Annotated in this window: 18 protein-coding genes; 5 read left to right on the top strand and 13 right to left on the bottom strand. The window is 58.5% G+C overall.

Annotated features, from left to right (window positions below; all coding sequences use genetic code 11):
- Window positions 1-36 precede the first annotated feature (36 nt).
- Complete coding sequence (cysE, locus tag ACR0AL_RS01175) at window positions 37-846, top strand: serine O-acetyltransferase (RefSeq protein WP_170358963.1); 810 nt, start codon at window positions 37-39, stop codon at window positions 844-846.
- 7 nt (window positions 847-853) lie between these two features.
- On the opposite strand, the gene ACR0AL_RS01180 is transcribed toward cysE, so the two are convergent.
- The 7 genes from ACR0AL_RS01180 to ACR0AL_RS01210 all read right to left on the bottom strand — a co-directional run bounded on the left by ACR0AL_RS01180 (window position 854) and on the right by ACR0AL_RS01210 (window position 7,146).
- A complete protein-coding gene (locus ACR0AL_RS01180) occupies window positions 854-1,093 on the bottom strand; it encodes a hypothetical protein (RefSeq protein ID WP_480647017.1) in 240 nt (79 codons plus the stop codon).
- 154 nt (window positions 1,094-1,247) lie between these two features.
- Window positions 1,248-2,552 (bottom strand): pyruvate dehydrogenase complex dihydrolipoamide acetyltransferase, encoded by a 1,305-nt coding sequence (locus ACR0AL_RS01185; RefSeq protein ID WP_425080460.1) that lies wholly within the window; start codon window positions 2,550-2,552, stop codon window positions 1,248-1,250.
- Between the two features lie 14 nt (window positions 2,553-2,566).
- Entirely contained in the window at window positions 2,567-3,937 is a 1,371-nt protein-coding gene (locus ACR0AL_RS01190) for a pyruvate dehydrogenase complex E1 component subunit beta (RefSeq protein WP_170577651.1), read from the bottom strand.
- Window positions 3,938-3,952: 15 nt separating this feature from the next.
- Window positions 3,953-4,942 (bottom strand): pyruvate dehydrogenase (acetyl-transferring) E1 component subunit alpha, encoded by a 990-nt coding sequence (gene pdhA / locus ACR0AL_RS01195; protein ID WP_170349044.1) that lies wholly within the window; start codon window positions 4,940-4,942, stop codon window positions 3,953-3,955.
- Window positions 4,943-5,108: 166 nt separating this feature from the next.
- Window positions 5,109-5,408, bottom strand: a complete 300-nt coding sequence (locus ACR0AL_RS01200) for an FtsB family cell division protein (protein WP_170349043.1) — start codon at window positions 5,406-5,408, stop codon at window positions 5,109-5,111.
- Between the two features lie 132 nt (window positions 5,409-5,540).
- Entirely contained in the window at window positions 5,541-5,885 is a 345-nt protein-coding gene (locus ACR0AL_RS01205) for a lysozyme inhibitor LprI family protein (RefSeq protein WP_480636993.1), read from the bottom strand.
- Between the two features lie 64 nt (window positions 5,886-5,949).
- Window positions 5,950-7,146, bottom strand: coding sequence for a phosphoglycerate kinase (locus ACR0AL_RS01210; protein ID WP_480661676.1), 1,197 nt, complete (start codon window positions 7,144-7,146; stop codon window positions 5,950-5,952).
- Window positions 7,147-7,278: 132 nt separating this feature from the next.
- Here ACR0AL_RS01210 and ACR0AL_RS01215 point away from each other — a divergent pair, with 132 nt between their 5' ends.
- On the top strand, window positions 7,279-7,785 hold the full coding sequence (locus tag ACR0AL_RS01215; RefSeq protein ID WP_170349040.1) for a peptidylprolyl isomerase: 507 nt from the start codon (window positions 7,279-7,281) through the stop codon (window positions 7,783-7,785).
- On the top strand, window positions 7,778-8,326 hold the full coding sequence (locus ACR0AL_RS01220; RefSeq protein WP_170396176.1) for a peptidylprolyl isomerase: 549 nt from the start codon (window positions 7,778-7,780) through the stop codon (window positions 8,324-8,326). The genes ACR0AL_RS01215 and ACR0AL_RS01220 overlap by 8 nt, the downstream gene beginning before the upstream one ends.
- A gap of 42 nt (window positions 8,327-8,368) precedes the next feature.
- On the opposite strand, the gene aqpZ is transcribed toward ACR0AL_RS01220, so the two are convergent.
- The 6 genes from aqpZ to ACR0AL_RS01250 form a co-directional block, all read right to left on the bottom strand.
- On the bottom strand, window positions 8,369-9,055 hold the full coding sequence (gene aqpZ / locus ACR0AL_RS01225; RefSeq protein WP_170358950.1) for an aquaporin Z: 687 nt from the start codon (window positions 9,053-9,055) through the stop codon (window positions 8,369-8,371).
- Window positions 9,056-9,177: 122 nt separating this feature from the next.
- Window positions 9,178-9,999: a M90 family metallopeptidase gene (locus tag ACR0AL_RS01230; RefSeq protein WP_480661678.1), complete on the bottom strand. Its 822-nt coding sequence runs from the start codon at window positions 9,997-9,999 to the stop codon at window positions 9,178-9,180.
- Window positions 10,000-10,096: 97 nt separating this feature from the next.
- Window positions 10,097-10,597, bottom strand: a complete 501-nt coding sequence (locus tag ACR0AL_RS01235; RefSeq protein WP_170349036.1) for a bactofilin family protein — start codon at window positions 10,595-10,597, stop codon at window positions 10,097-10,099.
- Window positions 10,587-11,912 (bottom strand): DUF5930 domain-containing protein, encoded by a 1,326-nt coding sequence (locus ACR0AL_RS01240; protein WP_480661680.1) that lies wholly within the window; start codon window positions 11,910-11,912, stop codon window positions 10,587-10,589. Before ACR0AL_RS01240 ends, ACR0AL_RS01235 begins: the two co-directional genes overlap by 11 nt.
- 180 nt (window positions 11,913-12,092) lie before the next feature.
- Complete coding sequence (locus ACR0AL_RS01245; RefSeq protein WP_170349034.1) at window positions 12,093-12,932, bottom strand: ferritin-like domain-containing protein; 840 nt, start codon at window positions 12,930-12,932, stop codon at window positions 12,093-12,095.
- Between the two features lie 61 nt (window positions 12,933-12,993).
- Window positions 12,994-13,455: a peroxiredoxin gene (locus tag ACR0AL_RS01250; RefSeq protein ID WP_480661682.1), complete on the bottom strand. Its 462-nt coding sequence runs from the start codon at window positions 13,453-13,455 to the stop codon at window positions 12,994-12,996.
- Between the two features lie 68 nt (window positions 13,456-13,523).
- On the opposite strand from ACR0AL_RS01250, the gene ACR0AL_RS01255 reads away from it, so the two are divergent.
- Window positions 13,524-16,901, top strand: a complete 3,378-nt coding sequence (locus ACR0AL_RS01255) for a YhdP family protein (protein ID WP_368040132.1) — start codon at window positions 13,524-13,526, stop codon at window positions 16,899-16,901.
- Between the two features lie 31 nt (window positions 16,902-16,932).
- The gene (queA, locus tag ACR0AL_RS01260; protein ID WP_170349427.1) at window positions 16,933-17,979 is read left to right on the top strand and encodes a tRNA preQ1(34) S-adenosylmethionine ribosyltransferase-isomerase QueA; all 1,047 of its coding nucleotides are present in this window, start codon (window positions 16,933-16,935) and stop codon (window positions 17,977-17,979) included.
- Window positions 17,980-18,004 lie beyond the last annotated feature (25 nt).

The raw sequence follows: 18,004 nt of genomic DNA on the forward strand, positions 1-18,004 counted from the left end.
AAATGGCATTCTAGGCGCAGCAAAGGATCAAAAGCCATGTTGGAAAAGCGCAGTCAGGTTACTCCGGTCGACCCGGTTTGGAATCGTATCACGACCGAAGCTCATGCAGCGGTCGAAAGCGAACCATTGATGGGTGGTCTGGTTCACGCTTGCATCCTGCACCACCGAAGCCTTGAGCGGGCCCTCTCATACCGGGTGTCGGCCAAGCTGTGTTCGAACGAAATGTCGATGATGGTGCTGCGTGAAATCGTGGATGAAGCCTATGCGGATGACGCTTCGCTGCTTGAAGCGGCCCGTGCGGACCTGATGGCAGTCTATGAACGTGATCCGGCATGCCACCGATTGTTGCAGCCGATCCTTTATTTCAAAGGCTACCAGGCGATGCAGGCTTATCGCGTGGCGCATTGGCTGTGGAAAAAAGGGCGCCACGATCTGGCGTATTTCTTCCAGATGCGCTCGTCCGAGATTTTCGGGATCGACATTCACCCGGCGGCGAAAATTGGTAAGGGCATCATGATCGACCATGCCCATTCGATTGTCATTGGTGAAACAGCTATTGTTGGTGACAATGTCTCGATGCTGCATTCCGTAACGCTGGGCGGCACAGGTAAGGAAGAAGAGCAGCGCCACCCGACCATTGGTAACGGCGTGCTGATCGGGGCCGGGGCCAAGGTTCTGGGCAACATCGTAGTCGGCCATTGCAGCCGCATCGCAGCGGGTTCTGTGGTGCTGCAAGAAGTTCCTGCCTGTAAGACCGTGGCAGGTATTCCCGCAAAGATCGTCGGCGAGGCTGGGTGCGATCAGCCCTCGATCTCGATGGATCATATGCTGGGCAAAGACCAGTAATTCAACCTTAGTTCGAGCGGTTTTTCTTTCTGTTCAACCGCTCGAGCCGCTTTTCCTCGCGGCGCTTTTTGCGCGCCTCGATACGTTTGGCGCGCTCAGCTTTGCGCTTGGCGACTTCGGCGGGATCCGGGTTATAGGTCGAGTTCTCGCCCGGATAGCCGTTGGGTTTTGCGATCGCAGCAACGGGCAGCGACGTCGCCAACAATGAAACCACCAGAAAGCACTTGGTCGAGTTCATGAGGGTCATGGGGCACCTTTGCATCAGAACTAGCAATGCAATCAAGGTGGTGTGTTGCGTGTGTCTGAGCAACTATCGCAGCGATCACGACTGCTCACAACATGGCAGTGATTTGGTAGGCCACGCCGGGGAATGATCCGGCGTGGCCTGTGTTCAAAAGGCTTTACGCCAGCATAACCATGGGGTTTTCAAGGTTATCGACGATGGCTTGCAGCAATTCCGCACCCAACGCGCCATCAATGACCCGGTGATCCACTGACATGGTGACCGACATGACTGTGGCAACGGTAAGTTCGCCATCGTCGCCGACAACCGGTTTTTTGACGCCCGAGCCCACGGCCAGAATGCCGGCGTGAGGCGGGTTCACAATGGCGTCGAAATTGTCGATGCCGAACATACCCAGGTTCGAGATGGCAAATGTGCCGCCCTGATACTCGTGCGGTGCCAGTTTGCGTTCACGGGCGCGACCCGCAAGGTCTTTCATCTCGGTCGACAGGGCCGACAGGGATTTGGTGTCAGCATCCTGCAGGACCGGAGTGAACAGGCCACCCTCAATAGCAACCGCAACGGCCACATCCGAAGGTTTCAGCTGCAGAACTCGGTCTTCCGCCCAGACGGCATTGCATTGCGGTACTTGCTGCAGGGCGTTGGCGACGGCCTTGATGATGAAGTCGTTGACGCTGAGCTTTACGCCTCGGCCTTCCAGCTGTTTGTTCAACTGGCCGCGGAATTTGAGCAGCGCGTCGAGCTTGATATCACGGCGCAGGTAGAAATGCGGGATGGTTTGTTTGGCCTCGGACAGGCGCGCGGCGATGGTCTTGCGCATACCGTCCAGCTTGACCTCTTCATACTCTCGCCCTTCGTACATGCGGGCCACGGCATCTGCCGAGGGACCAGCCGGTGCCGCAGCGGGTGCGGGTGCCGTAGCAGGGGCCGAAGCGGCAGCAGTGGCCGGAGCAGCCGTGGCACTTTCGACATCTGCCTTGACGATACGGCCATGCGGACCGGACCCTGCGATTTGCGTCAGGTCCAGACCTTTTTGTGCCGCAATCCGGCGGGCCAGCGGAGATGCAAAGATACGACCGCCATCCGCCTTGGCCGGAGCAGCTGGGGCAGGGGCGGGCGCCTCGGACACCGCTGGCGCGGCGGCCTCGTTGCCCGCGGCGGCTGCGGGGGCAGCCGCAGGTGCGGCGATGGGCGTGGACGCGATATCATCGGCGCTTTCGCCATCTTCCAGCAGAACTGCGATGGCGGTGTTGACCTTGACCCCTTCGGTGCCTTCGGGGATCAGGATCTTGCCGATGGTGCCTTCGTCGACGGCTTCGAACTCCATCGTGGCCTTGTCGGTTTCGATCTCGGCCAGCAGGTCACCGGACGAGACGGTATCGCCTTCCTTGACCAGCCATTTAGCAAGCGTGCCTTCTTCCATCGTCGGTGACAGGGCGGGCATCAGAATTTCTGTGGGCATCTATCTGTCGCTCCTTACCGGTAAGTCACTTGTTTGACAGCGGCGATCACCTCATCGGTGGTGATCAGAGCCAACTTTTCAAGGTTGGCGGCGTAGGGCATTGGCACATCCTTGCCGGTGCAATTAATGATGGGCGCGTCGAGGTAGTCGAACGCCTCCTGCATCACTACGGACGAGATGTAGCTGCCGACCGAACCTTGCGGCCAGCCTTCTTCTACGGTCACCAGGCGGTTGGTTTTCATCACTGAGTTGATGATCGCGCCGGTATCCATGGGGCGGATGGTGCGCAAGTCGATCACTTCGGCGTTGATGCCTTCCTCGGCCAGCTTGTCGGCTGCTTCCAACGCGAACTGCATGCCGATGCCAAAGCTGACGATGGTCACGTCCGAGCCTTCGCGCCAGATACGGGCTTTGCCCAAAGGAATGGCCAGGTCATCGACCTGTGGCATATCGAAGGAGCGGCCATAGAGGATTTCGTTTTCCAGGAAGACCACAGGGTTGGGATCGCGGATCGCTGATTTCAGCAGGCCTTTGGCGTCGGCTGCAGAATACGGCATCACTACTTTCAGGCCTGGGACCTGCATGTACCATGCGGCGTAGTCCTGAGAGTGCTGTGCGGCCACGCGGGCAGCAGCACCGTTAGGGCCACGGAAAACGATGGGGCAACCCATCTGACCACCGGACATATAGAGCGTCTTGGCGGCCGAGTTGATGATCTGGTCCATCGCCTGCATGGCGAAGTTGAAAGTCATGAACTCGACAATCGGTTTCAACCCGCCAAAGGCAGAGCCAACCGCGATACCGGCGAAGCCATGCTCGGTGATCGGGGTGTCGATCACGCGCTTGGACCCGAATTCGTCCAGCAAGCCTTGGGAAATCTTATAAGCGCCCTGATATTCGGCGACCTCTTCGCCCATCAGGTAGACATCTTCGTCGCGGCGCATCTCTTCGGCCATGGCGTCGCGCAGGGCTTCGCGGACCGTTTCAGATTTCATCTCGGCGTCGGCAGGCCAATCGGGTGACAGATCAACAACTGGTGCTGCCGGCGCCGTGGATGGAGCGGGGGCCTCAACCGCCGCTGGGGCGGCCTCGGCCACCGCTGTGGCTGCAGGCGCAGCCGCGGGCAGGGCCGAGGCGTCTTCGCCTTCCTCGACCAGAACCGCGATTGGGGTGTTAACCTTGACCCCTTCGGTGCCTTCCGCGATCAGGATCTTGCCGACGATGCCTTCATCGACCGCTTCGAATTCCATTGTCGCCTTGTCGGTTTCAATTTCGGCCATGATGTCGCCGGAAGAAACGGTATCGCCTTCCTTGACCAGCCATTTGGCCAATGTGCCCTCTTCCATCGTGGGCGAGAGTGCGGGCATGAGAATTTCGGTTGCCATGTCTTAATCGTCCTCTCAGGCGTAGATATCTGTCCAGAGCTCATCCAGCGACGGCTCGGGGCTTTCTTTCGAGAATTCGGCGGCCTGGTTGACGATCTCTTTGATCTCTTTGTCGATCGCCTTCAGATCCTCCTCGGTCGCGTGTTTGCCGGTCAGCAACAGCTCGCGCACATGTTCGATCGGGTCGCTTTGTTCACGAACCTTCTGAACCTCTTCGCGGGTGCGGTACTTGGCCGGGTCGGACATCGAGTGGCCGCGATAGCGATAGGTCTTGATTTCCAGAATGTAGGGGCCTTTGCCTGCGCGGCAGTGCGCGACGGCTTTTTCACCTGCGGCTTTAACCGCCAGAACATCCATGCCGTCGACCATTTCGCCCGGTATCCCAAAGGCTTGACCTCGGTGGTAGATGTCAGCGGAAGACGTCGAACGCGCCTGAGCGGTGCCCATGGCGTACTGGTTGTTCTCGATCACGAACACCACCGGCAGTTCCCACAGCGCGGCCATGTTGAAGGTCTCATAGACTTGACCCTGGTTCGCGGCGCCATCACCGAAATAGGTGAAGGTCACGCCACCGTTTCCCTTGTACTTGTCGGCAAAAGCCAGACCTGCACCCAATGGCACCTGCGCGCCAACGATACCGTGGCCGCCGTAGAAGTGCTTCTCTTTCGAGAACATGTGCATTGAGCCGCCCTTACCTTTGGACAACCCACCTTCGCGCCCGGTCAGTTCGGCCATCACACCACCCGGCTCCATCCCACATGCCAGCATGTGGCCGTGGTCGCGGTATGAGGTGATGCGCTTGTCACCTTCCTTGGCTGCGGCCTCAAGGCCCACAACGACAGCTTCTTGCCCGATATACAGGTGGCAAAACCCGCCAATCAGGCCCATGCCGTAAAGCTGACCTGCTTTTTCTTCGAATCGGCGGATCAAAAGCATTTCGCGGTAGTAGGTTTTAAGCTCTTCCGCAGAAACATTTGGTTTCTTTGTGGTTTTTCGCGCAGCCATCGTGGCGATCTCCCCCTTCCGGACAGATAGTTTAGCGTTAAACTATCTCATAAAGCATTTCCGGCAATCTGGCGAGAGTAAATATGACGCATCGTCATTTCGCGCGGCTTCAGGCCGGGGGAACCTTCGTGCAAAGTTGGATTTCCAAGAAAAATGCCGGTCCGGCTTAGCGGATGACAATTTCGTCCGAACGGATCATGCCAAGAACCGAGCGGGCCTGCTGATCCAGCAGATCGAGGTCCAAATAAGTGTCGGACAAACGGCGGGTCAGGTTATCCATCTCGGCGATCTCGGCCTTAAGCTTGGCTAGGTCTTGTGACAGGGCGTCCCGTTCCGCTGCGATCTCGACCCGTCTGAATAGGCCATAGTCGCCCTGCACGGCGGCGAAGGTGAAATACACACCCAGCATGAAAGCCACCATGAAGAATACAACTGCGCCCAAACCGGGCCGATGGGAACGGGACACTCTGTTTACCGCCGTATGAAGTCTGCCTCAAAAACGTGCCCTTTGCGGGCATCTGTTCGCACTATGTCACAGGTGATTCGGCTTGTGAATCCCTTGATTCGCACTTTTTCGCGAATGGTCGGATTAAGTTTCTCAGCGCGCAGACTTAAGGATCTGATTGCGCGTCAGGGTTTGTTGTTCCATGCAAGCCCAATAGAACATGGGCGCCGCGCTGCCGTCACTATCCAGTTCCGGGTTGCAGGCTGCGTCGCGCGCTTTCAGCCAGGCGCGCTGTTCGTCCAATAGGGCCTGACCGTTTCCACGTGCATCGGCCATTGGTTTGACCTCAGCCCAGATACGGTTCAGTTCGCGATCAGCGATTTCCCACTTTTCCTTGGCGCAGAAATTGGCGTCGAGTTGCGTTTGCCCTTCGCAGCTGGATTGTGCCGCAGAGTAGGCAGGTATCAATATGGCGACCAGGCAGACTATGAACCTCATGACAAAATCTCCGATTCAACAAGGAGAGACTACCATGAGGCCCGAAATGCGACCAATTTTGACCTTACGCCTGACCTTCTAGGGCGGCGACGCCGGGCAGGGTTTTACCTTCCATCCATTCCAGGAACGCGCCGCCAGCGGTCGAGATATACGAGAAATCCTTGGCCGCACCGGATGCATTCAGCGCCGCGACTGTGTCACCGCCGCCAGCGACCGAAACCAGTTGTCCCGACCGTGTCAGCGCCGCCGCTTTTAGGGCCGCTGCATTGGTGGCGGTGTCAAAGGGTTCGATCTCGAACGCGCCCAGCGGGCCGTTCCAGATCAGGGTCTGGCTCTGACCAAATATGTCCGTAATGGTCGTTACGCTTTCAGGACCAGCGTCCAGGATCATTCCGTCTTCGGTGCATTGATCGGCTGGCAACACCTGATGTGGGGCATTTGCCTCGAATTTCTCGGCGACCACAACGTCCGCAGGCAGTACGATCTTACAGCCCGATGTTTCAGCCTTGATCAAGATCTCGGCTGCGGTGTCCTTCATCGCTGTTTCCGCCAATGATTTGCCAACGCTAACTCCCTGAGCGACCAAAAACGTATTCGCCATACCGCCACCGATCACCAGGTAATCAACCTTGTCGATCAAGTTGCCCAGCAGCTCTAGCTTGGTTGATACCTTTGCCCCCCCAACAACCGCTGTCACAGGGCGCTTGGGCGCACCCAGTGCGCCTTCCAGCGCTTCCAGCTCGGCCTGCATTAGGCGACCGGCACAGGCGGGCAGCAACCGCGCGATGGCCTCGGTCGAGCTGTGGGCGCGGTGAGCAGCCGAGAAGGCGTCGTTGCAATAGATGTCGCCCAGCTTGGCCATGCCGGCGGCCAGATCGGCGTCGTTCTTGGTTTCAGCGGCGTGAAAGCGGGTATTCTCCAGCAGCAGCACCTGACCGGGCTTCAAGGCTTTGGTGGCCAGATCAGCCTCGGTGCCGACGCAATCGGCGGCGAATAGAACTTCGGTGCCAAAGGCGGCTTCAAGCGTGGGGATCAATTGTTTGAGCGACAGGTTCTCGCGCCGCTCGCCACCAGGGCGACCGAAATGGGCCAGCAGGATAGGCTTGCCCCAGGCTGCGAGGATATCGCGAACGGTCGGGACGATACGCTGAATACGGGTCGCATCGGTCACAACCCCGTCAACGACCGGCACGTTGATATCGACGCGCACCAGCACGCGTTTGCCGTTCAGGTCCATATCGTCCAGAGTTTTCCAGCCCATCGCTCTATCCTTGCCATTACAACAGATTCAGGCGGTTCTTTTCCTGCATTTTGCCTTCAGGTCAATGCGTCACTTGGCATTCACGCGCGTGGCGCATAGGTATTTGCGCAAGATAAACGACAGGAGGGCCTCATGGCCGAGATCAAGGATCCCGAAAACACGATCATCATGGAACTGAAAGACGGCAATGTCGTCATCGAGCTGCTGCCGGATGTTGCCCCGCAGCACAGCGCCCGGATGAAGGAACTGGCGCGTGGTGGTGAGTATGACAACGTGGCCTTCCACCGTGTGATCGACGGTTTCATGGCGCAAACCGGCGACGTGCAGCACGGCGATATGGAAGACGGGTTCAACCTGCGTATGGCGGGTACTGGCGGCTCGTCTTTGCCGAACGTCCCTGCAGAATTCTCGAAGCTGCCACATGACCGTGGCACCTTGGGTGCGGCCCGTTCGCAAAACCCGGACTCGGCCAACTCGCAGTTCTTCATCAACTTCAAAGACAACCACTTCCTGAATGGCCAGTACACCGTTTACGGCCGCGTCATCGACGGGATGGAGCATGTAGATGCCATCGTGCGTGGCGAGCCGCCTGCAAGCCCCGACCGCATGATCAGCGTCAAGGTTGCGTCTGATGTATAAGCTGGCCGCCGCTTTTGCCCTGCTGGCCAGCCCTGCGCTGGCCACGGGCCTGCAGATCGAGATCGAAGGTGAGGGCGCCAACGGCACCGTCACCGTTGACCTATTTGATGACATCGCCCCCAAACATGTCGAGCAGATCAGTGCTCTGGCCTCTGAGGGCAAGTATGACGGCGTGGTGTTCCACCGTGTCATCGACGGTTTCATGGCGCAAACCGGTGATGTTGAATTCGGCCGTATCGGTGGAGACATGCGTCGTGCCGGAACCGGTGGATCTGATCGCCCCGATTTGCCTGCAGAGTTCTCGGATTTCAACTATGACCGCGGTGTAGTCGGCATGGCGCGAGCGCAGGATCCAGACAGCGCGAATTCGCAGTTCTTCATCATGTTCGAACCGGGTCCGTTTCTGAACGGCCAATACACGGTTGTCGGTCAGGTCACTGACGGCATGGACGTGGTGGACGCGATTAAGCGCGGTGACGGCCCGAACGGCGCTGTGATCGGTCAACCGGACGTGATGAAAAAAGTCACCGTCACCGAATAATAAAAAAGCCCCGATGCGCATCGGCATCGGGGCTTTTTTGTCTCAGTCGTCACCCATCATTTGCCAAATCAGCGCCCCGATGGCTGCGCCGATAAGTGGGGCGACCCAGAACAGCCAGAGCTGCGCCAGCGCCGGGCCATCAGCAAACAGGGCCACGCCGGTAGAACGTGCCGGGTTGACCGACGTGTTGGTCACCGGGATCGAAATCAGGTGGATCAGGGTCAGGCAAAGGCCAATCGCGATCGGAGCGAACCCGTCAGGTGCAAAGTTGGATGTTGCGCCCAGTATGACCACAATGAAGAACGCGGTCATCACGATCTCGATCACCAATGCGGACATCATTGAATAACCTTCGGGTGACGCTTCGCCGTACCCGTTCGAGGCGAACCCGCCAACACCTTCGAACCCTGGTGCGCCGCTGACGATCAGGTACAAAACGGCCGCAGCAGCAATGGCGCCGATCACCTGCGCGATCCAATAGGGGATCAGTTCTTGCGCCGGGAACCTGCCTCCGATCATCAAGCCAAGGCTGACCGCCGGGTTGAAATGCCCGCCCGAGATATGTCCAACCGCGTATGCCATGGTCAGAACCGTCAAGCCGAAGGCAAAGGAAACGCCCAACCAGCCGATGCCTACGTCAGCAACGCCAGCCGCCAGAACGGCGCTGCCGCACCCGCCCAGTACCAGCCAGAATGTGCCGAAGAACTCGGCCATGAGTTTAGGTGCCATGAAAATCCCTCCTGAAAACACTGGTTTAAGCGTAATTCAAAAATCACAATTTGTGAAATGTTAGGATAAGGAGAAAATTCTCCAACTGTGTTCAGGGATGACTTTTCACGTCCCTGTTGGCTTCATTTCTTTGCGTTGTCCCAACTGGCTGGATCCAGTCGAAACAGCTTTGACAGCTGTTTGTAGACATCGGGAACAGCGGCCTTGAGCTGCCGGGGCTGTTCAAAAAACACCTCGACCGACACGGCAAAGAACTCTTCGTGACCCACGGCACCATAGGGATCGATAACCGTATGTTGGCCATGCTCGACTGCGCGAACGTGGGCGTCATAGGCTGTCAGGAAAACACGTTCCCACTCCGCAAAGCTCTGACCGTCGCTCAGGATCGGAACGCCGTTGGTGCCCCCAGACAGGTCATCGACCTGATGCGCAAACTCGTGCAGGACGACGTTCTGCCCATCGTGATCATTCGCGGCGCCTTGCTTGCTGTGCGACCACGACAGAATGACCGGCCCGCGATCCCAGCTTTCGCCGGTGCGTACGATCTCTTTTTCACTGACGACATAGCCATCTTGCCGCCGCTGACGTGATTTGAAGGCGCTAGGATAGATCAGGATGGTTGTCAGGTGATCGTACCAAAGGTCGCTGTTAACCAACAAAAGGCTGGCTTGCGCAGCAATGGCCAGCTCCATCTCTTCGGTGACCTCCAGCCCGTCGCAGCCGTGGAACTCCACCTGGTCCAGAAAAAGGTTCACCTTGCCGTCCAGCTTGGCTCGCAGATCGGCGGGAAGGCGGAGGATCAGTGGTACCTGCTGCTCGATCAGCCTGCGCTGGTGGTCGGTCAAGGGTGTGGCCAGCAGGGTCTGCCGTGCTTGGGATTTGGACCAGTGGCGGTACAGAAAGAAGCCCACAATCAACAGAAGGACAGAGAAAAAGATCAACATGTCAGAACCCTATACCGACCACAGCAACCGGCAAGGGCAAAAGAAAAACGCCGCAGGCTGACCCGCGGCGTTTGCTTATTCATATTTAGGGGCAGTGTTACTGCTTGACCTCGGCCGCCGGGTTGGCGCCCGACTTGCCGCTGCGGCCAGGATTCAGCGGGTCGTCCTGACGCTGCACTGAACCTTCGAAATGCGCGCCGCTTTCGATGGCGATGGTCTTGTGGATGATGTCGCCTTCGACACGGGCAGACGAGGTCAGGCGCACCTTCAGGCCACGCACGCGGCCCACGATGCGGCCGTTGATCACGACGTCATCAGCGGTGACTTCGCCCTTGATGGTCGCGGTTTCGCCGATGGTCAGCAGGTGCGCGCGGATGTCGCCTTCTACTGTGCCTTCGACCTGGATGTCGCCCGTGGTTTTCAGATTGCCTGTGATGTGCAGATCCGAGGACAGAACCGATGCCGGAGGTTTGGGCTTGGGCGCGGTGCTGGCCTTGGTTTCCGCCGGTGCAGGGGCAGCCGGTGTCGCCGGAGCAGCAGGTTTTGCTGTCTCGGGGGCGTCGGATGCGGGCTCGTTGATTTTGCTCTTAGAAAACATTTCTCGCAGCCTTAATGTAAGTCATTGGATTTCTTGGCACACCGTCGACGCGAACCTCATAGTGCAGATGCGTGCCGGTAGACCGTCCAGTGCTACCCATATCAGCAATATGATCCCCGCGCGAGACCCTTTGGCCAACCTTGACCCGGATCTTGGTATTATGAGCGTAAAGAGTCTCAACCCCGAACGCGTGCTTGATTTTCACCAGCCTGCCGAACCCGGATTGCCAGCCCGCATGGGTGACGATTCCGTCGGCGGTGGCAAAGATGTCGGTTCCGTGGGCACCGGCAAAATCCGCCCCATTGTGCATGCGCCGCCCCCCGGTTTTTGGATCCCGTCGCGTGCCAAAGCCGCTGGTAAAGCGCACCACATCATGCACCGGGCTGGCAAAGGGGGCTTTTTCGGCGGCAATGCGGTACAGGTTCAGCTGGTCCATCTGTTGCAGCAACACATTCGCGCGGATTTCGTCGGGGGTCAGGTCCTCTCCGCGCGTGCTGAATGAGATGGGGGTGAGGGGGCCACCCATGCCGCTATAGCCGCGGCGGACTTCTTCGATAATACGGTCGGTGGGCATACCGGCCTGGCGGAACATTTTGTCCAGAGGCTCAACCGAGATAATCATCGCCTCTTCCAGTTGGCGGAAAATCTCGTCGCTGCGTTCCTGCATCAAACGGATTTCCAACTCAAGATCGTCGCGCTGTGCCAGAGCATCCTGTGCATCGGCGGCGATTTGGTCGCGCTCTTGTGCCGTCCGGACCAGAGCGTCGGTCATGAAATGCATTTGTTCCGGGTCGCCTGCGGCGGTCATATAAATGTCGCCGTCATCGGTCTCGACCTGCATGCTGGCCAGCTCGGTGCGGGCCTCTTCGCGTTGTTTCATCGTGGCGCGCAGGGTGGTCTGGATGACCTCGATCCCGGTCTCAAGCTCGCGGCGGCGGTTTTCCGACGCCAGCAGCTCCGATTGCATCGCCGAGATCTGTTCCAGCGCCGCGTTGAACCGGTCTTGCGCGGCCAGCGCTTCTTGCGCGCGGGCATCCCGTTCCGTCGACAGGATGTTCAGACGGTCTTGATAGGTCGCCTGATCGCGCTTGGCTTGCTCGCGGAAATTACCCGATCCGATGCTGTCCATTAGCAGGATCGCCGTGGCGACGGCGGTCCAGCCAACGAATACTGCAACGCCAGCAACGGCGAAAATCTGCGTTTCCGAGCTGAGCCGGATAAACCGCGTGTCGTTGTCAGATTTCAGAAAGACTCGGCGTTCGGGAAAATGCCGCTCGAGCAGTGAGTGTAACTTAATTGCCAGACGTGTTCGCACGCGTCTTCACCTCTCATCCCCAAGATTCGGGACCGGTCGTGAGTGATAGCCGTCCCTTTGGCGAAGTGCATAGAGGGCACGCGTGATTTGGGCAAGTTTGTAAACTAGTTCACACATGAAACCGCGTTATTCCCGCCAAATCTCGGCGGGAAATTGCCGATAACATCAATTTGCGCGCGTTTATTGCGCCGAGCCGGGCGCGGGCAGCTCCTCGGTCAGGGGCCAGTAGAAATCAGGCGGCAACCCGGCCTCGGCGCGTTTTTCTTCGTTGAAAGGTGGCTTCAACACGCCGTGAAAGTACCGGCGAACCAATTGGTGAAACACATCCTTGGGATCGGCATTCTCGCGCCCACACAGGAAATGAAACCATTTTGAGCCATAAGCCACATGCCCAACCTCTTCGGCATAAATGACTTCCAGCGCAGCAATAGCTTTTTCGTCCTTGGCCTTGCGGAATATGTCGATCATGCCGGGGGTCACGTCCAGCCCGCGTGCCTCAAGCACCATGGGAACCACGGCCAATCGACCCATCAAATCTTCGGCGGTGTCCTCGGCCGCGCGCCACATCCCGGCATGGGCGGGCAGAGCGCCATAGTTGCTATCCATGGCCTCAAGGCAATCGCACACCATCTCGAAATGACGCGATTCCTCTTCGGCGCATTTAACCCAGTCGTCATAAAACCCGACAGGCATAGGTACATGACCAAAGCGGGCGATGATGTCCCAATGCAGATCGACGGCGTTCAACTCGATATGCGCGACGGCGTGTAGCAGGGCGATACGGCCCGCTTCTGTACCCGGTTTCCGTTTCGGTACCTCGCGCGGGGAAAGCAGTTCAGGTTGATCCGGGCGTGCGGGTTGCAGCGGCGGCGTAGCGGTGCCGATCTCGATCTCTGGCGCGTCACCGCTGCGCGATGCGAACCACGCGGCGGCATGACTTTTGGACAGGGCGGTTTTTTCCCGACCATCCGCCGTTGTCAGAACCTCAGTAGCCATCTGGGTCAGCGTTTTGGGCACCATGTTTCTCCGCTTGATTGCACGCGCGGCTCTTAGACCGGATGGCGCGCGTGGTCGAGGGGCGTTACATCGCCCGTACGGCTTCCAGCACTTCATCCACGTGACCGGGCACTTTAACCTTGCGCCAGATCTTGGCGATTTTGCCATCGGCATCGATGATGAAGGTCGAGCGCTGAATGCCCATCGATTTCTTACCGTACATATTCTTTTCAACCCATACGCCATAGTCCTCGCAGACCGACGAGCCCTCATCCGACAACAGCGGAGTGGTCAGATTGTGCTTGGCAACAAACTTGTCGTGCTTGGCGACGCTGTCCCGCGAGATGCCGAAAACGTGAGCGCCCTCGTTACCAAAGGCTTGAAGTTGTTCCGAGAAACCGATGGATTCCTTGGTGCAGCCCGGCGTATCATCACGAGGATAGAAGAACAGAACGACGGTGCCGCCGCGCAGGGCTGACAATGTGACCTCGCCGCCTCCGTCGCGGGGCAAAGTGAAATCAGGGGCGATGTCTGAAACGTCGGGCATTGGAAACTCCGCTAAAGTTTTTTAAGGGCTGCCAGACATCATAGGGTGGCGCGGGCGGGTTGGAAGACGTGGATAGAAAATTGGTGCAGCACGAAGACAAAAGTGCGTCGCAGCCCAAAAAGCCCCGGCGTCGCCGGTCCCGTCGTCGTATTGCCGCGCATTTTTCCGGTTGGACGGTCCTGTCGCTGGGGCTGTTGGTCTTTGTGGGCTGGTTTTTTCTGATCGGCCAGAATCTTCATGCACCCGAATGGTTGCGAAAGCAGGTTGAACAGCGCCTTGAACACAGCCTCGGAGGGCTGAAAATCCGGTTTGGCGACGTCAACTTTATCGTGAATGAGGAATGGCGTCCCCGTCTGCAGCTGAGCGACGTGACGATCAGCGACGCAGCCGGGCAGCAGATTGCGCAGGTTTCGGACCTGCGCACCCGATTGTCGATGCGCGGGCTTTTACGGGGTCAAATCCGCCCGCGCCGCATCATCCTTCGCGATGCACAGATCGCGCTGACCCGGGGCCTGGACGGAGCATTGTCGCTGACAGTTGGTTCGGGCAGCGCCCCTGTGCAGCAAGCACCGGACCTGGCTCAACTGATCGAGCAATCGGATGATGTATTCCTGTCGCCTATCCTGTCCGGGTTGCGTTCGGTCGACTTGGAATCGCTGACGCTGGATTATCAGGATCTGCGTCTTGGGCGGGCTTGGGTATTCGACGGGGGGCATATCACTGTGACCCGCACCGGCGATGAGATGCATCTGGCCACTGGGTTTTCCGTGCTGACCGGGCGCGACTATGCAAGCTCGATCGAGGCGAACTATACCAGTGTTCTGGGTACGCCACAGGCACGGTTCGGCATTTCGATCACCGACCTGCCAGCCGAAGACATCGCCAGCCAAAGTCTTGCCCTGTCGTGGTTGCAGGTTCTCAAGGCACCGATCTCTGGGGCGTTGCGCGGCAGCATTGACGACAGGGCGGCATTGGGGCCGCTGTTTGCAACGCTAAACCTTGGAGCAGGCGCGGTGCAGCCTACGCAGGAAACGCGCCCCATTCCATTCGAGTCCGCCAGAACCTACTTCACCTACAACCCCACGCGGCAGGAGCTGGACTTCAACGAAGTTTCGGTGGTGTCCGCATGGGGCGCGTTTCATGCCGAGGGCAAGGCGTTCCTGCGTGGAATTGAAAACGGTGCGTTGGAAAGCCTGACCTCGCAGCTGAGCCTCAGCAACATCAATATCAACCCGGCCAACCTGTTTCCAGAATCGCTGAACCTGGCACGCGCCGAACTTGATATGAAGATGAAATTGGCCCCGTTCGAATTGCGGTTGGGTCAGATCATGGTCGAAGACGCCAACTATCGGTTGCTGGGTTCTGGCACGCTGATCGGCGAACCCGAGGGTTGGGCGGCGCAACTGGATGCACATCTGGACAGCATGAACGGGGATGAACTGTTGAACTACTGGCCTGAACGCCTGGCGTCAAAACCACGGCTTTGGGTCCAAGAGAATTTGTATGAAGGGCGGTTCTCGGACGTTGACTTTGCTTTGCGGCTGCGGCCAGACAGCAAACCAGATATCTATCTGGATTTCGGTTTTGACGAGGCAAAGATTCGGTTCGCCAAGACCCTGCCGCCGCTTGAGAATGCGCAGGGACAGGCCAGTCTGATCAATCACCGTTTCACCGCCACCGCTGAATCGGGTGTTGTCATCGCGGATGAGGGGGGCGCAGTTGATGCCACGGGCACGTCCTTCATCATCCCCGATACCGAGATCAAGGGGATTTCCCCGTCGATTACCCGGATCACGGCCAAAGGGAGTGCGACCGCTGCGTTGTCGCTGCTTGATCGCCCGCCGCTCAGCTTGCTAACCAAAGCGAACCTGCCGGTTGATCTGGTCGAAGGTACTGTAAATCTTGCCGGAACATTGTCGCTGCCAATGAAGAAGGGGTTGAAATTCGAAGACACCGAATTCCACTTTCTTGGTGATATCGACAATGTAGAAAGTGACAAACTGGTTCCTGGTTTTTCGGTTAGCGCCGATCAGCTGGCGCTTGAAGGCAACCAAACCGGAGTTGAAATTTCCGGCGAAGGTTTGTTTGGCGACGTTCCCATCCAAGCTGCCTGGCGACAACCAATCGGTGGTACCGAAGCGCAGCGCAGCGAGATGACAGGTCAGATCGAACTATCCCCTCGATTGATGACAGAGCTGAATGCTGGGCTTCCGCAGGGGATGCTGACGGGACGGGGGACGGCTGATATTGCGCTGGGAATTGGCGCAGGAACGCCGCCTAAGCTGACCGCATCGTCCGATTTGAAAGGCGTTGCGCTGGCTATTCCCGAACTGGGCTGGCGCAAGGGAGCGGGCACAACAGGCGCGATGACGCTTGAGGCCACCCTGGGCGACAAACTGCGTGTGGATGAACTTAAGCTGGATGCAGCCGGATTGCGTACCACCGCGTCGATCTCGTTCAACGATGGTGATTTCGACCGGGTTCAGTTCAGCTCGTTTGATCTGGGCAATTGGCTGGCGGTTCCGGCCGAACTGATCAATCGAGGTGGGGCAGTACCGGATATCCGGGTGCTGGGCGGTGTGATGAACCTGGGCCGTGCGACCTTTGGCAGTAGCAGCGGTGGTGGCTCGGGCGCGGGACCCCGGATGGACGTGACGTTGGACCGTCTGCAAGTGACCGAGACCATAGCCCTGACCGGTTTCAAGGGCGCGTTTCAAACCACCGGTGGCGTCAACGGCTCTTTCACCGCAAACGTAAACGGGGGTGCCCCCGTGCGTGGACAGGTCTCTCCGCGCGCAGGTCGCAGCGCAGTGACGTTAACCTCGGGGGATGCCGGGGCAGTTTTGCGGTCTGCGGGCATGATCACACAGGCGCGAAGCGGGTCGCTGAACGTGCAACTGGAACCGGTTGCGGGGCCTGGCAACTATGACGTGATCGCGAAAATTACCAATACATACATCAAGGATGCCCCGGCCATGGCCGCGCTGCTGAACGCTATCAGCCTTGTTGGTCTGGTCAATGAAATGGCCGGGCAGGGCATCTTTTTCTCGTCCATCGAAAGCCGGATGCGCATCACCCCGACCGAGGTCAAAGTTCTCAGCGGCAGTGCGGTCGGGCCGTCGATGGGATTGTCCTTTGACGGCACCATCAACACGGTTGCCGGAACGCTGAACCTGCGTGGCGCGATTTCTCCGATCTATCTGGTGAACGCGATTGGCAGTGTTTTCACTAAGAAAGGTGAGGGCGTCATTGGTTTCAACTATACCCTGACCGGACCGTTGCGAGACCCAAAAGTCTCGGTCAATCCGTTGTCTGGGCTGGCACCACTGTTTCTGCGAAACCTACTGAGGGCTCCAGCACCCACGGTGTCCGATGGGCCAAATGCACAGCCGATAAAACCGGATGAGCCGAAACGAACTTTCGGGGCACCACCATCAGACCGTTGAATTGGGAAGTGGGGCGCTGTATGGCGCGGCCATGAAACTCAGCGACTTTGATTTCCACCTGCCCGAAGACCGGATTGCCACACGACCTGCCAGCCCGCGCTCGTCCGCGCGACTGTTGGTAGCCAATGGCGATGCGGTATCGGATGCACATGTGTTCGATCTGCCGGACTGGCTGCAACCTGGCGACCGGCTGGTGCTGAACGACACACGCGTCATCCCTGCGCGCCTGATTGGTCGCCGACGTCGCAACAGCGCCCAGGGGCCGGTTTCGGCGGCGATCGAGGCGACCCTGTTGGACCCACAGGCCGACGGCACTTGGGCGGCGCTGATCAAACCGTTGAAAAAGGTCAAGCTGGGCGAAGAGATCACGTTTTCCGATGACCTCAGCGCCACGCTGGACCGGGTCGAAGACGGGCAGGCCTATCTGCGGTTCAACCTGACGGGTGAGGATTTCGACACCGCGCTGGAACAGGCCGGCGCAATGCCACTGCCTCCGTACATTGCCGCCAAGCGCCCGGCGGACGAACAAGACAAGACCGATTATCAGACGATTTGGGCGCGCAACTCGGGTGCCGTCGCAGCCCCTACTGCGTCGTTGCATTTCGATCAGGCACTGATGCAGGCGCTTGCAGCCCGCGGCGTCACCATCAGCCATGTGACCTTGCATGTGGGGGCGGGGACCTTCCTGCCGGTCAAGGTCGAAGATGTAACCACCCACAAGATGCACGCCGAATGGGGCAAGGTCAGCGCCGCGGCCGTCGAAGAAATCCGCGCTACCAAAGCCGCCGGAGGGCGGGTGATACCTGTGGGCACCACCGCGCTGCGCCTGATCGAAAGCGCCGCACGGTCCGGGCAGATCGAGCCGTGGGAGGGTGATACTGATATCTTCATCTATCCCGGTTTTGAATTCCACGTCACCGACGCGTTGATGACCAACTTCCATCTGCCGAAATCCACGCTGCTGATGCTGGTTTCGGCACTGATGGGGCAGGACCGGATGCGTGATGTCTACGCGCATGCGATTGAACAGAAATATCGTTTCTTTTCCTACGGAGACGCGTCGCTTTTGATCCCATAAGGGGCGCGTTGTCGGGATCGTCTAC

The organism is Ruegeria sp. BB1, assembly GCF_056539465.1.

What these genes read in the sequence shown, in the direction of transcription:
- ACR0AL_RS01185 (WP_425080460.1), bottom strand. Translation starts at nt 2,552, where the DNA reads ATGCCCACAGAAATTCTGATGCCCGCCCTGTCACCGACGATGGAAGAA.
- ACR0AL_RS01220 (WP_170396176.1), top strand. Translation starts at nt 7,778, where the DNA reads ATGTATAAGCTGGCCGCCGCTTTTGCCCTGCTGGCCAGCCCTGCGCTG.
- ACR0AL_RS01230 (WP_480661678.1), bottom strand. Translation starts at nt 9,999, where the DNA reads ATGTTGATCTTTTTCTCTGTCCTTCTGTTGATTGTGGGCTTCTTTCTG.
- aqpZ (WP_170358950.1), bottom strand. Translation starts at nt 9,055, where the DNA reads ATGGCACCTAAACTCATGGCCGAGTTCTTCGGCACATTCTGGCTGGTA.
- ACR0AL_RS01205 (WP_480636993.1), bottom strand. Translation starts at nt 5,885, where the DNA reads ATGAGGTTCATAGTCTGCCTGGTCGCCATATTGATACCTGCCTACTCT.
- ACR0AL_RS01250 (WP_480661682.1), bottom strand. Translation starts at nt 13,455, where the DNA reads ATGCCCGACGTTTCAGACATCGCCCCTGATTTCACTTTGCCCCGCGAC.
- pdhA (WP_170349044.1), bottom strand. Translation starts at nt 4,942, where the DNA reads ATGGCTGCGCGAAAAACCACAAAGAAACCAAATGTTTCTGCGGAAGAG.
- ACR0AL_RS01190 (WP_170577651.1), bottom strand. Translation starts at nt 3,937, where the DNA reads ATGGCAACCGAAATTCTCATGCCCGCACTCTCGCCCACGATGGAAGAG.
- cysE (WP_170358963.1), top strand. Translation starts at nt 37, where the DNA reads ATGTTGGAAAAGCGCAGTCAGGTTACTCCGGTCGACCCGGTTTGGAAT.
- ACR0AL_RS01215 (WP_170349040.1), top strand. Translation starts at nt 7,279, where the DNA reads ATGGCCGAGATCAAGGATCCCGAAAACACGATCATCATGGAACTGAAA.
- ACR0AL_RS01180 (WP_480647017.1), bottom strand. Translation starts at nt 1,093, where the DNA reads ATGACCCTCATGAACTCGACCAAGTGCTTTCTGGTGGTTTCATTGTTG.
- ACR0AL_RS01210 (WP_480661676.1), bottom strand. Translation starts at nt 7,146, where the DNA reads ATGGGCTGGAAAACTCTGGACGATATGGACCTGAACGGCAAACGCGTG.
- ACR0AL_RS01245 (WP_170349034.1), bottom strand. Translation starts at nt 12,932, where the DNA reads ATGGTGCCCAAAACGCTGACCCAGATGGCTACTGAGGTTCTGACAACG.
- ACR0AL_RS01235 (WP_170349036.1), bottom strand. Translation starts at nt 10,597, where the DNA reads ATGTTTTCTAAGAGCAAAATCAACGAGCCCGCATCCGACGCCCCCGAG.
- queA (WP_170349427.1), top strand. Translation starts at nt 16,933, where the DNA reads ATGAAACTCAGCGACTTTGATTTCCACCTGCCCGAAGACCGGATTGCC.